Source organism: Dermabacter sp. HFH0086 (genome assembly GCF_000413375.1).
Lineage (GTDB): Bacteria > Actinomycetota > Actinomycetes > Actinomycetales > Dermabacteraceae > Dermabacter > Dermabacter hominis.
The window spans coordinates 1054999-1068133 of the sequence record NZ_KE340308.1 but is presented as its reverse complement, the minus strand read 5'-3'; the positions used below and the strand labels follow the sequence as shown (position 1 = coordinate 1068133).

At 64.5% G+C, this 13135-nt stretch carries 11 protein-coding genes; 5 read left to right on the top strand and 6 right to left on the bottom strand.

Features of this window, described 5'->3' with window-relative positions; all coding sequences use genetic code 11:
* Nucleotides 1-14: 14 nt before the first annotated feature.
* The 5 genes from HMPREF1484_RS04595 to HMPREF1484_RS04585 all read right to left on the bottom strand — a co-directional run bounded on the left by HMPREF1484_RS04595 (nucleotide 15) and on the right by HMPREF1484_RS04585 (nucleotide 4377).
* Complete coding sequence (locus tag HMPREF1484_RS04595) at nucleotides 15-1601, bottom strand: aspartate:alanine exchanger family transporter (protein ID WP_040386456.1); 1587 nt, start codon at nucleotides 1599-1601, stop codon at nucleotides 15-17.
* Nucleotides 1602-1718: 117 nt separating this feature from the next.
* Nucleotides 1719-1871 carry a hypothetical protein gene (locus HMPREF1484_RS11535; RefSeq protein WP_016663854.1) on the bottom strand — a complete coding sequence of 51 codons (153 nt, stop codon included), beginning with the start codon at nucleotides 1869-1871 and terminating at the stop codon, nucleotides 1719-1721.
* Nucleotides 1868-2062, bottom strand: coding sequence for a hypothetical protein (locus tag HMPREF1484_RS11235; protein ID WP_016663853.1), 195 nt, complete (start codon nucleotides 2060-2062; stop codon nucleotides 1868-1870). The genes HMPREF1484_RS11535 and HMPREF1484_RS11235 overlap by 4 nt, the downstream gene beginning before the upstream one ends.
* A 183-nt stretch (nucleotides 2063-2245) precedes the next feature.
* Nucleotides 2246-3727 carry a multicopper oxidase family protein gene (locus tag HMPREF1484_RS04590; protein WP_016663852.1) on the bottom strand — a complete coding sequence of 494 codons (1482 nt, stop codon included), beginning with the start codon at nucleotides 3725-3727 and terminating at the stop codon, nucleotides 2246-2248.
* A 71-nt stretch (nucleotides 3728-3798) separates the two neighbouring features.
* The gene (locus tag HMPREF1484_RS04585) at nucleotides 3799-4377 is read right to left on the bottom strand and encodes a CueP family metal-binding protein (RefSeq protein ID WP_016663851.1); all 579 of its coding nucleotides are present in this window, start codon (nucleotides 4375-4377) and stop codon (nucleotides 3799-3801) included.
* Nucleotides 4378-4780: 403 nt separating this feature from the next.
* Here HMPREF1484_RS04585 and HMPREF1484_RS04580 point away from each other — a divergent pair, with 403 nt between their 5' ends.
* The 5 genes from HMPREF1484_RS04580 (at nucleotide 4781) to HMPREF1484_RS04560 (ending at nucleotide 11777) form a co-directional block, all read left to right on the top strand.
* Nucleotides 4781-5503, top strand: coding sequence for a response regulator transcription factor (locus tag HMPREF1484_RS04580; RefSeq protein ID WP_016663850.1), 723 nt, complete (start codon nucleotides 4781-4783; stop codon nucleotides 5501-5503).
* Nucleotides 5500-6627: a cell wall metabolism sensor histidine kinase WalK gene (locus HMPREF1484_RS04575; RefSeq protein WP_016663849.1), complete on the top strand. Its 1128-nt coding sequence runs from the start codon at nucleotides 5500-5502 to the stop codon at nucleotides 6625-6627. The genes HMPREF1484_RS04580 and HMPREF1484_RS04575 overlap by 4 nt, the downstream gene beginning before the upstream one ends.
* 117 nt (nucleotides 6628-6744) lie before the next feature.
* Nucleotides 6745-6954, top strand: a complete 210-nt coding sequence (locus HMPREF1484_RS11230) for a hypothetical protein (RefSeq protein WP_016663848.1) — start codon at nucleotides 6745-6747, stop codon at nucleotides 6952-6954.
* A gap of 50 nt (nucleotides 6955-7004) precedes the next feature.
* The gene (locus HMPREF1484_RS04565; RefSeq protein WP_016663847.1) at nucleotides 7005-9242 is read left to right on the top strand and encodes a heavy metal translocating P-type ATPase; all 2238 of its coding nucleotides are present in this window, start codon (nucleotides 7005-7007) and stop codon (nucleotides 9240-9242) included.
* A gap of 774 nt (nucleotides 9243-10016) precedes the next feature.
* Nucleotides 10017-11777, top strand: coding sequence for a DUF2079 domain-containing protein (locus HMPREF1484_RS04560; RefSeq protein ID WP_172620170.1), 1761 nt, complete (start codon nucleotides 10017-10019; stop codon nucleotides 11775-11777).
* A 20-nt stretch (nucleotides 11778-11797) separates the two neighbouring features.
* On the opposite strand, the gene HMPREF1484_RS04555 is transcribed toward HMPREF1484_RS04560, so the two are convergent.
* On the bottom strand, nucleotides 11798-13135 hold the full coding sequence (locus HMPREF1484_RS04555; RefSeq protein ID WP_016663845.1) for an alpha/beta fold hydrolase: 1338 nt from the start codon (nucleotides 13133-13135) through the stop codon (nucleotides 11798-11800).

Here is a 13135-nt window from a genome sequence, read left to right as displayed (position 1 = left end):
GGCGCAAAAATGCCCTAGAGGAGCACGATCACTTGAGCAAACAGAATTTTGGCGATCATCCCGGCGGCGAACATTGCCGAATAGCCAGGGTCGGTTCGCTCGTCGTTCACGAACGATTTCACGTGATTGAGCAACACCGGTTGGCCCACGTAACCTGCGACGGCACCCGCGGTTCGGGCCGCGCTGAGACCGAGTGCTGCCCCCACTCCCCACAGGGCGAGCAGTGCAATGCCGAGGGTCAGCAAGGTCGCGATCCCCACGAAGACACCCGTCACGGAGAACGCAGTCCCGGCGAAGGCATGGCCGCTTTTGAGTCCGACGGATGCCAGGAACATAAAGAGACCAAATTGCCTAATGGTGAGGTTTGCACTCGTGGGTAGAGTCCACACGATCGGGCCTGTGCGACCCATATATCCGAGAACGAGCCCTACGACAAGTGGGCCCGCCGCACTCCCAAGCGCAAGCTTTGCCCCGCCGATAGAGAGCGACACGAAGCCCACGATGATGCCGAGGGCAACTCCAAGCCCGAGGCTCAAGAAATCAACCTCGGTGATGCGAGTTTCGGAGTCACCGAAAAACTCCGTAAGTTCCTTGCGTCGATCGTGCGGCATGACGACGCGCACCCGGTCGCCGAGCTGAAGGGTCATCTCGGCGTGGGCGAGCATATCCGTATCGCCGCGGCGCACGCGAGTGATGATCGAGTCGAAACGCGTGGGCACGTGAAGATCGGCAACCGTGCGACCAGCGAGCTGCGGGTTCGAGACGATGAACCGGCGGAAGTTGACCTTCGTACGGTCGTTCGCGAGGTGGGTATCGCTTTCGCGCCCGAGGAGCGTTGCGGCCTCGTGGACTGCGGCGGGTACGCCGACCATGAGGACCCGGTCCCCCGCGTGCAGAGATTCCGAAGGGTGAGCAACGCGAATCTCGTCGCCGCGCTGCAGGTAAGAAATCCGAAGGTCGCCGCCGGCCTTGCCCGGCAATGAGGCAATTCCGGGGATCTTGCTGATCTTCATCGTGCGCTCGACCTCGACGGTGATGTCGAGAAGGTCCGTCGCGGACACTGACGACGGATCGTTTTTCCCGCTCATTTTCGAGCGCGTGATCGGCGGAATGATGAGCATGCCGAGAACGACGGCTAGCGGATACGCGATCGCGAAGCCCACCGCGGGAGCGGTCTCCCCCGGCACGATCGCACTCGCGCTACTGAGCGCCGGCGTCGCCGCTCCGGAACCGGCGAACATACCGGCTGCCATCGGACCGCCAAAACCGAAAAGGTAACCCGCCGCAATCGACAGTGCCGCTTGGACCCCGAGGAGCAGCACCCCACCCACGAGCAGTGACCCTTGTGCCCTGAGCTGCCTGAAGAACGATGCGCCTGAGGCGATACCGATCGTGTACACGAAGAGCGCCAAGCCGAGCGACTCCACGAGGTCGAGGTCGCTACCGAGACGCGGGTCGAGGGCACCGATCGCGAGCCCGACAAACAGTGCGCCGGCCGGCCCAAATTTAAGGGGGCCGAAAGGGATTGCACCGACCAGGGTGCCGAGTGCCATCGTCACGATGAGGGTCAGCAGCGGGGAGCTCACGAGCAGGTCGATCATATTTCCCACAATAGGCACTGGTGGCCGTGTGCGCCCGCTCTTGCCCTTCTCCCCCACCCTCAAGGTGTAGACAACCACGTTATCCAGCCTGATTCGGTGGTGTCTTTGCGGTTTTCTTCACCTTCGGTTGCGCACATGCGTGCACGTGCACGGTCCGACGGTTGCCTGGGTAGCGTCGGAGCCGGATGCGCTCATGACGCGCCAGGAGGTGGCCGCGGCGTCGGCGAACTGCTGGCCGATCGCCAACTGCGCCATCACATCAACGATCATGATGCTGGTGCCTCCTCGGCCAGCGGCAGCGCGACATCAAGGATGTCATCGGCGGTGACCTCCCTCAGGAACACCGCGGCCGGGCGGTGGCTTCGGTCCAGGACAATGGTGGTCGGGATGACCGAGGTCGACACCCCACCCAGGGCCGCAGCAATACGAAACGGCGGATCGTAGATCGAGGGATAGGTCACCGCGATGGCGGCTCTGCGGGGTGTGCTCGGTATGGTTTAGATCTCCTTATTCCGGGGCGGTGGGGAAGAAGACGGTGTTCTGGTCGTCCCGGAAGACCACAACACCGAGGAAAGTCATCGTGCTACCAGGCGGGTGGTCTGTAGCGACTCTGCCCACCTCGGCTTTCAACCCTGCTGTGGGGATTACTCGTAGCGAAGCGAGCTGAACATCCCGGTTTCCATGTGATAGGCGTTATGGCAGTGAAATGCCCACTCACCGGAGTTGTCAGCGACCAGGTCGGCGATCATGGTTTCACCGTGGCGAAGAAGGACGGTGTCCTTCCGTAGCCCGCCGCTGCCGGGCAGCGCCCACGTGTGGCCGTGGATGTGCATGGGATGGGGCATCATGGTCCTGTTGCGCATGACCATCCGCAGGCGCTGGCCCCCCTGCACGGTCGCGGAGGAGGATTGGCCGTCGGTGAGAATGCTCCATTCATACGGCATCATCTGCCCGCCCAGGTCGATACTGACTTCTCGGTCTGGTGTGCCCTCGGGCAGGAGTGCACGGTCTGCTGGCTTCAGGGAGGACAGAAGCAGTCCGGTGGACGACAACTCGGGGAAGTCGACATCCGGGCGGGGGGCCTGGCCGCCGGCGGTGCGGATGACGGCGAAGGCGCGGTCGTCCTTACCCACCGCCAAAGCCGTGAGCGGGAAGATGCCGTCGCCGAGGATGACCTCGACGTCGACACGCTCGCCCATCGACAGGTAGATCGATTCGGTCTCCCAGGGCTGGACAGGGAAGCCGTCGGTGTGGGTGACGGTCATGCGGTGACCACCGAGGGCCACCTTGAAGATGGTGTCACCGCCGGAGTTGATAAACCGCAGGCGGGCCTTGTCGCCCGGGCGAGCCTCGAAGGTCCGGTGAGCACGGGGGATACGTCCGTTGATGAGGTAGTGCGGATACATCACATCGCCGACATCCCCGCCCAGTACCCGGTCCGGGGTACCGTGCATCATCTGGCCGTGACCTCCCATTCCCATCCTCCCGTTATGGTCGCCCGAACCCATTCCGGTGAGCTTGTCGAGTTCATCGTCGGGAGTGCCCTGAATGCCATCGACCCAGTCATCGAGCACGATGGTCCACTCGACGTCCTGGTCCTCAGCGTCTTGCGGGTCACGGATGATCAGTGGGGCGTGGAGGCCGCGATCAAGCTGCAGGCCGGTGTGGGAATGGTAGAAGTAGGTGCCACCATGAGGGACTTCAAAAACATAGGAGAAAGACTCGCCAGGTTCAATGGGGTCCTGGGTCATGCCGGGCACACCGTCGGCTGCGTTGTGGAGCGCGATGCCATGCCAGTGGATGGAGGTGCTCTCAGGCAGTTCATTGGTGATATCGACCTGGAGGACGTCGCCGGTGGTGGCCTCAATGGCCGCATCCCCAGTGTCAGAGACGTATCCCCACGTCTTGGCTTCGATGCCGCCGATATCCAGGGAGAGGGGCCGGGCGGTCAGTGTCCGGCGCACCGTCGGCTCACCGAGCGCAGTGGGGGTGGGAGTGGGGCGAAGGGAGGGACCTGGTGCCGAGGCGGCGGGTCCAGGGTCGCTGGTGCAGGCGGTCACGGTCCCAGTGCCGGCGAGGACGAGCCCGCCGAGCAGAACCTGTCGTCGGGAAAACGCGTTCGTCATAATTTAACCGTCCTTGGTACAAGATTTCAGTGACATCGGAGACAAGCGCAGGTGAGGACCCTGCTGAGCCATCACGTCAGGCGCAGGTCTGTGACACAGGTGGCACCGTCGTCGGTGGTGGAAAACTCCGCGGTGCCGGTACGCCCCTGGTAGCTGACCTCAATCAGGCCGGTGACATCATCGGGAAGCCAGAAGCCAATAAACCCGTTGTCGAAGGTGGTTGTCGTCTCGTCCACCAGCACCTCACCGGTCGCCTCATCGGTGATCGTGACCTGGATATCCTCATTGGCGAGTTCCCCCTGGCAGGTCGTGAGGCTGTGGTAGAAGCAGTCGTGGGTGGAGGTGAGATAGGGTGCGATCGAGACATACGTCTGATTGTCGGGAAGATCGACCACGACCTCCTGGTCATCGCTCGAGAGCAGCAGTTCATCGGCACGCACCGAGGCGATCAGATCCGTGGGACGCTCATTGACCTTCTGCCGGTCGAGGTGATCAATGATCTCCACCGCGTCCATGTCGGCCAGGCCATGGGTAGTCAGGAATGTATCCTGGGACACCGTCTCGCTGGCGGTGGGTTCCGGGTCGGCGGCCGAACACCCCGCGAGGACGAGGGCAAGGGCGACGGTTGCGATCGCTGCTCGTTTTTTCACGTCAATCTCCTTGGATCGTGGTAAGACCGTGAGAAGACACCGCATCAAGGCCGATGCCATACCTTTATCTTGCACGGATGCCTGACGAACTAGAAATCAAAAACCCTGTTCACAGCCTTATAACAGGGCGAAAAGGGGGTGAATTCGGTGGGCTGGGTCACCACCGAGACACCACCCCACAGCCGTGGGCGATGTCCTTCTACCCACCCCGGGTATGCGATGCAGGCAGTGAAATCCCTGGTGGCGCCTGCTGAACCGACCAGGGGAGGCGATGCCGCCGGCCCGGGGTGGGGCACAGGGGTGACGGCGGTCGAAGGGTGATGTTTGAAGATTCGATGAAGATTCCCCGCCGGGCACTGAGCGAGGGTGGCATTCCCTCCTGGCCGGAGCGATGCTGGGGTCTATGGCTGACCGCACACCGACCACCGCCACGCCCCCGAGGCGGGTGCTGGTCGTCGATGATGAACAACCCCTGGCTCAGATGGTGGCCTCCTACCTCATCCGGGCCGGTTTCGATACCCGCCAGGCGCACACCGGCACCCAGGCGGTGGACGAGGCCCGTCGCTTTTCCCCCGATGTTGTGGTGCTGGATCTGGGGCTGCCCGAACTCGACGGTCTGGAGGTGTGTCGACGGATCCGCACCTTCTCGGACTGCTACATCCTCATGCTCACCGCGCGTGGCAGCGAGGACGACAAGATCAGCGGTTTGACCCTGGGGGCGGATGACTACATCACCAAACCTTTTAGTATCCGGGAACTGGTGACCCGGGTGCATGCGGTGCTGCGCCGCCCGCGCACCAGCACCACCCCACCGCAGGTGACCACCCCCTTGATCGTTGGTGACCTCTTCCTTGACCCCGTCGCCCATCGGGTGCAGGTGGGGGAGACGACCGTGGAGCTCACCCGCACGGAGTTCGAGCTGCTGGTTGCCCTGGCCCTGCGCCCCGGCCAGGTGCTGACCCGCCGCGACCTGGTCACCGAGGTCTGGGACACCACGTGGGTCGGTGATGAACGCATCGTCGATGTCCATATCGGCAACTTGCGTCGCAAGCTCGGCACCGACACCCGGGGCCGGGGGTTTATCGACACCGTGCGTGGCGTGGGCTACCGGGTGGGGCAGCCATGAATCACGGACCCGGCCTGACCTTCCGCTTCCTGGCCGCCCAGGTGTTGGTCATGGTGATTGGCCTGCTGGTGGCCGCGGTCGTGGCCACGATGGTGGGCCCGCCCCTGTTCCATGATCATATGTTGATGACCGGCCCGGAGGACCCCTCGCTGGAGCTGTTCCATGCCGAGCAGGCCTACCGGGACGCCAACTTGATCACCCTGGCCGTCGCCCTGCCCACCGCCTTTATCAGCGCCCTGCTGGCTAGCCAGTGGTTATCGCGTCGCCTGCGCACCTCCCTGCAGGATCTCACCCGCGCCGCTACCAGCCTGACGGCCGGCAACTCCCGTATCCGCGTGCCCGCCGGAGAAGCAGGCCCCGAGGTCACCACCCTGGCGCATGCCTTCAACACCATGGCCGACCGGCTGGAACACACCGAACAGGTCCGCCGCCAGATGCTCTCTGATCTGGCCCACGAAATGGGCACCCCCTTATCGGTGCTCACGGTCTACCTCGATGGTCTCCAGGACGGGGTCGTGGACTGGAATAATGCCACCCACACGATCATGGCTGACCAACTCACCCGCCTGACCCGGTTGATGGAAGACATCGACGATGTCTCCCGGGCCCAGGAACACCGGATCGATTTGGACCTGGCGGAGGAAGGGCTCGGGGATCTGCTCCATACCGCCGCTGCTGCCGCGGGGGAAGCTTACGCTGACAAAGGTGTCGATTTACAGGTCGAGACCATTACGGACACCGCCCGGGTGCTCGTGGACCGGCAACGCTTCGGCCAGGTGATGAGCAATCTACTGTCGAATGCGCTACGGCACACCCCGGCCGGCGGGCAGGTCCGGATCAGCGTCCACCGACAGGGGGCGTCCACCGCACTCATCCAGGTCGCCGATGACGGCGAGGGCATCCCACCTGACCAGCTCGGACACATCTTCGAACGCTTCTACCGGGGGGATGCCGCCCGTAGCCGGGACGACGGCGGGGCCGGCATCGGTCTGACTATCTCCAAGGCATTGATCGAGGCCCACGGCGGCACTCTCACCGCCACCTCCCCCGGACCCGGTCGCGGAGCGGTGTTTGCCCTCCGCCTCCCGCTGTCCCCTCCCGACAGTGAGGAGGCTGCGCGGTGACCACACCCTGTCCCGCGTGAGGGCCGTTCCCTCCCCCCCCCCTTGAAAATATACCCCGGGGGGGTATACGCTCGAGAGCAGTATCGCCGCATCCCACCGACCCGTAGGAGCGTTCCCATGATCACCTCCCCGCCCCGCTTCTTGCCGATGGCCTCCCACGGCTGCAGCTGTTGCGGACCTGCCTCACGTGCCGACACCGCCTCCATCTCTGCCGCCAGCGACTCGTCAGCAGGGGGGTCCTCCCCTAGCTACCAGGTCACCGGTGTCGTACCTCCGGAGATGGTTCGCCGGGCCATCGAGGAGGCCGGCTACACCGTCTTATCCTGATCAGTTTTACCCATCATCTCGACCCGACCGGGTTGAGCGGAAGGAACGTCATGAGCACTCCCCACCATTCCAGCGATCACCATGGTGATCACCCCGCTCCGGAAGCAGACCACACCTACCACCCGGATCATGCCAGCCACGAACACCACGCAAATGCCGACACCCACGACCAGGCGATGCCCCACGATCACCCGCACTCCGCCCTGGACGAAGACCACCACGTTCATGGTCACGGCGAACACGCCGGACACAGCACCGCAATGTTTCGGGACCGCTTCTGGTGGTCGCTGCTTCTGTCCATTCCCGTCGTTATTTTCAGCCCCATGGTCGCCCGCCTGCTCGGCTACCACCTCCCGGCATTCCCCGGATCCACCTGGATCACCCCGGTGCTGGGCACGATTATCTTCATCTACGGCGGAACGCCTTTCCTCAAGGGCGGATGGAAAGAACTGAAATCCCGCCAACCCGGGATGATGCTCCTGATCGCCATGGCCATCACCGTGGCGTTTGTCGCCTCCTGGGGCACCACTCTCGGGCTGGGCGGTTTTGACCTGGACTTCTGGTGGGAGCTGGCCCTGCTGGTGACCATCATGCTGCTGGGCCACTGGCTGGAGATGCGCGCTCTCGGGGCCGCGTCCTCCGCACTTGACGCGCTGGCTGCCCTGCTGCCGGATGAGGCCGAGAAAGTCATCGACGGGACCACCCGCACCGTGGCCATCTCCGAGCTGGTCGTCGACGACGTCGTGCTGGTGAGGGCCGGTGCCCGGGTGCCGGCCGACGGAACCATCCTCGACGGAGCCGCCGAATTCGATGAGGCGATGATCACCGGCGATTCCCGTCCCGTCTTCCGCGACACCGGTGACAAGGTGGTCGCCGGTACCGTGGCCACCGACAACACCGTCCGCATCCGGGTGGAGGCTACCGGCGGGGACACCGCCCTGGCCGGGATCCAACGCATGGTTGCCGACGCCCAGGAGTCCTCCTCCCGGGCCCAGGCCCTGGCGGATCGGGCGGCGGCGTTGTTGTTCTGGTTCGCGCTAATCTCCGCTCTAATCACCGCGGTGGTGTGGACCATCATCGGCAGCCCGGACGATGCCGTGGTGCGCACGGTCACGGTGCTGGTCATCGCCTGCCCGCACGCCCTGGGCCTGGCGATTCCGCTGGTCATTGCGATCTCCAGCGAGCGGGCCGCGAAATCCGGGGTGCTCATCAAGGACCGGATGGCGCTCGAGCGGATGCGCACCATCGACGTGGTGCTCTTCGACAAAACCGGCACCCTGACCGAGGGTGCGCACGCGGTCACCGGTGTCGCGGCAGCTGTCGGCGTCACCGAGGGTGAGCTGCTGGCCCTGGCCGCCGCCGCGGAGGCCGACAGCGAGCACCCCGTGGCCCGCGCGATCGTGACGGCCGCGGCCGCTCATCCCGAGGCCTCCTCCCGTCGGCACATCCGTGCAACGGGTTTCAGCGCCGCCTCCGGCCGGGGGGTCCGGGCCACTGTCGATGGCGCTGAGATCCTCGTGGGCGGGCCGAACATGCTGCGCGAGTTCAACCTCACCACCCCGGCCGAGCTCACCGACACCACCAGCGCCTGGACCGGGCGTGGGGCCGGTGTGCTCCATATTGTTCGCGACGGTCAGATCATCGGTGCGGTGGCCGTCGAGGACAAGATCCGCCCCGAATCCCGCGCCGCCGTGAAAGCCCTGCAGGACCGCGGGGTGAAGGTCGCGATGATCACCGGCGACGCCGAGCAGGTGGCCCACGCTGTCGGTCAGGACTTAGGCATTGATGAGGTCTTCGCCGAGGTCCTGCCCCAGGACAAAGACGCCAAGGTCACGCAGCTGCAGGACCGGGGTTTGAGCGTGGCCATGGTCGGTGACGGTGTCAATGACGCCCCCGCTCTGACCCGCGCGGAGGTCGGTATCGCCATCGGTGCCGGCACGGATGTGGCCATGGAATCTGCCGGGGTGGTCCTCGCTAGTGATGATCCGCGGGCAGTGCTGTCGATGATTGAGCTGTCCCGGGCCAGCTACCGCAAGATGATCCAGAACCTGATCTGGGCCTCTGGCTACAACATCCTCGCCGTGCCGCTGGCCGCCGGAGTGCTCGCCTCGATCGGGTTCGTGCTGTCCCCGGCCGTGGGCGCGATCTTGATGTCTGCCTCGACCATCGTGGTGGCCCTGAACGCCCAGCTGTTGCGCCGCATTGATCTGGATCCGGCTCACCTGGCTCCGACCGAGTCGAAGGAGGAACACACCACGCCTACTCCGGCATCCACCGCCGTCCACTGATCCACCGCTTCTCTCCACTGCCCTCATATGACCCTGAAAGGCTCCACCATGAAGCGCCCCCCTTGTTCTTTCCGCTCTCGCCGCGGCCTTCACCCTGGCGCTGGCCGCCTGCGCTGAGGTCACCGAATCAGGCAACACCGACGCCACCACCTCGGCCACCAGCACTGCGACGACTACCGCTGAGACGACCGAGACCACCACGGCGACGACTGAGGCGGACGGGGAGATCTCCGCCGATCACAACGACGCGGACCTCATGTTTGCCCAGGAGGTTATTCACGCCCAGGGACCGGAGATTGACCGGATGAACGCCATGCTCACTGACCTATGACAGGCCCCCGTCTTTTTCTGATCCCGAGGACAGGAATCTGAAAAAGAGGGATAACCGTAACGATTGCCATCTGCTGCGGGCGATGGGTCGTTGTCACCGCAGCGGGTGCACCGGGGTGGATGTTTCTTCTCCCTCTGGTCGCACCACTGAGGAAAGGGGAAAACTCCTGTGTCCAGACCCTTGGAGGACTACGCACTATTGTCCGATACTCACACAGCCGCCCTGGTCTGCCGGCAGGGCAGCTTTGATTGGGGGTTGCGGGGCTGTCCCCCACCTTAGAGCGAAAATCGCCGCTTGAACTAGCGCAAGAAGCGGGGCAAGGGGGGCGGAAAAGAAACGAGGGCGCTCCCAACGCTAAGAACCGACCACCACGAGCCGGGTCTAGTTGCATGCGCATCGTAAAAACGGTCCCGTCGAAGCGCATGCCTGGCACAATGGGGCGCGTGACAACTTCGCACCCTGAGCATACAGACGCAAACTCGAGCGCGAACAGCACCACGACAGGCACCACACGCCGACGCGCACGCGCAGCCATCGTCAGCTCATGCACGAGCGAGAACGAGTCTTCTAGTGCAAGTGCAGGCGCACGCGAAGGCAGCATTCCCAGCGCAGCACCCGAACACGGTGGCCGCGACAGCCACCCGCGGTCTCGCACCGACTCCTTCCTCGACGCGGTCCTGGACCCCATGCGCCTCGCCCCGCTCGGCCTGGCGCTCGCTGCGACCACGCTCTACGGGTGGCTCTCGATGCTCCAGTGGGACTCGTACTTCTTCCCGAGCTGGGATCTGGGTATCTTCGCCGAAGCCGTCAAGGAGTATGCGCACGTCAATGCCCCGATCGTGCCGATCAAAGGCGACAACTTCAACCTACTCGGCGACCACTTCCACCCCGTTCTCGCGCTCCTCGCGCCGCTGTGGTGGCTGTGGCCGTCACCAGCCGTGCTGCTGTGGGCGCAGGCCGCGCTGTTTGGGGCGAGCGTGTACCCACTCACGCGCGTCGCAATGGCGAAACTCGGTCCGCGGCTCGGCATGCTTGCCGGCGCCGGCTACGCGTTCTCCTTCGGGCTTCAAGGTAGCCAGAACGTGCAGTTTCACGAGTATGCGTTCGCCGTTCTCTTCGTGGCATTCGGTCTCGCCGCCTTCCTCGAGAACCGATCGAAGGCAGCGCTCCTGTGGATCGGCGCGCTTGTGTTCGTCAAGGAAGATCTGGGTCTCACCGTGATGATGCTCGGCTTCGCGATGGCGTGGATGTGGCGTACTCCGGGGCTCGAAGCGGGAAGCCCCTCGCAGAGGCTCCGCGCGACGGTTGCGAGGCTAACGTCGGAAAAGAAACCCCGCTACGCGCTGCTGCTTGCCGCGTGGGGCCTCGTGTGGTTTGTCCTCGCCACCTGGGTGATTTTGCCGGCGCTGAGCCCCGCGAGCGCGTACGTGTACACAGAGAATTTTGCGCCGCTCACGCAGGCCTTCACGCCGCTCGTGAAGTGGCAAACGGTGCTCATGTTCGTGGCGTTCATGGGCGTCGTGGGGGTCACGAGTCCACTTGCGCTCGGTCTTCTTCCGACGCTTGCCTGGCGGTTCCTCGGCTCCGTCGAGCACTATTGGACCTGGCAGTGGCACTACAACTCGTTCCTCATGCCGATCGCGTTCGCGGCGCTCCTTGCGACCCTCCCGCACGTGCGGGGAGCTGCGCTCACGCATCTGGCTGAGCTGCGCGAACGCCCGCTAGCGCCGCAAAAAGCACAGCTGTGGACGAAACGCCTCGGCGTTGCCCTCTCGATCCTGTCGACCGCGTATCTCGCAACCTCGCTTCCCCTCACGTGGATCGCAACCGGGGCGCTCAACCCGAATTCGGAGTTCGCCAATGCCGCTCGAGAGGGGCAGGCGCATGTGCCCAAGGGCGTGACGATCGCGAGCGACATTCGCTTGATGGCCCCGCTCGTGGCGACAAACGATGTGCAGTGGATGCATGGCGAGACGAAGCGAGCACCGGAATGCGTCGCGGGCGTGTACGGGGCGCGCGAGCAGGAGCAGTTCCCCGGCGGTTGGGCCGCGTGGGCAAATGCGAAGTGGCCTGCGAATGCAAACGCAAAACCTGAACACCTCAACGGCGCGCGCGTCATCACGAGCGCGCGCGAGCCGTACGAACTCGTGTTTGCGAACTCTTACGTGCAGGTCGCGTGCCAGGGCGGCCCTAGAAGCGAGTGAGTCCTAGCGGCGAGTGAGTCCTAGCGGCGAGTGAGCCCTCGAGGTCCGCGGGCATCGGCGGAGGCGAGTGGCCCCGCGGCGAGCGAGCGAACCGACCAGAGTTTGAGCGGCGAATACTGCTCGGCGAGAAGCGCCGTGCGGATGCCGCGGCCGTAGGCCTCGTTACGCACGCTGCGATTGAGCGAACTGATGTCGCGATCGAGGAGGGCATCAATCGCACCCGCGGCGGCCCAGCGCATCGCGACGACAGAAAGCTCGATGTGCGAGTCGATGAGGGCGTGGCCGACGTTGTGTGCGGAGATGAATCGCAGCCTCGGATTCGACGGATCGGATCCGACGTGGGCGCCGGGGATTTCGTCGGCTGCGAGGCGCGAGCGCCACAGTGGCACGATCACATCACGCGCCCCGCCCACAACGAGCGTGGGAGTCGTGATTGAGCGCCTCGCCGTTTCAAGGTCAAAGCTCTCCCCCGTGAACGGCGGGAACTGTGCGGCGCGACGCGCGTATACGGTGAGCGGGTCGAGCGGCTTGCCGTCGCTGGCCTCGGCAAATCCGAGTTCGGTCGCGGAAATCCGGCCAGCTAGGTCGTTTTCATATACGTAGGGCGTGGTGTTGAACCACTCGCGGCCGGTAATGATCTGGTGAATCGATGCCCACGCGAGCTGACCGCGCCCCTGCACGAGAAGATCCACGAGATCGCGTACTGAGTTCACGCCGCCATACTCGTGGACGGCGGCGAGCACAACGCCGGTCTCATCGACGGGGACGACGCGCTGCTCGACGAGCATCCGCACGGCGCGGGCGATCGATTCGGTCGCGTCGAACGTTCCCCGCCAATACAGGTCACGCATGAGTTCGCGAAGGGCGCGCCCGTCGCGCACGCCCGTGAAGGGCGAATCGAGAACCATCGAGAACACGCGCTCCGGGTGGCGCAGGGCGAACCGTTGCGCAATGTAGGCACCGTACCCGGTTCCGTACAGCACCACGCGCGGCACTTGCGCGTGGTCGAGCACGGCACGCACATCGTCGAGCACGTTCTCCACACTCATCACGCCAACGGGAAGGTCATTGCCCTGCGCATCCGCGCGGCTCATGCCCACGCCGCGATGCTCCATCATGATGACGTCGAGTCCCTTTTTGACCATGTCGCGCCGCAGAATCTCGTACGGGAACACGCTCGCCACGCCCGGCCCGTCGGGAAGGACCATGATCGTGGGAAGCTCAGACTGATAGCCGGCCCGCACATACCTGAGCGGGAATAGGCGCCCTTCGGAGTTCTCGAACTCCCGGTAGACGGTCATCACGTCATTGCGGGAGGCGAGAAGCTCGTTCGCAGCGGGGCGGTCGTAGAGGTCCAT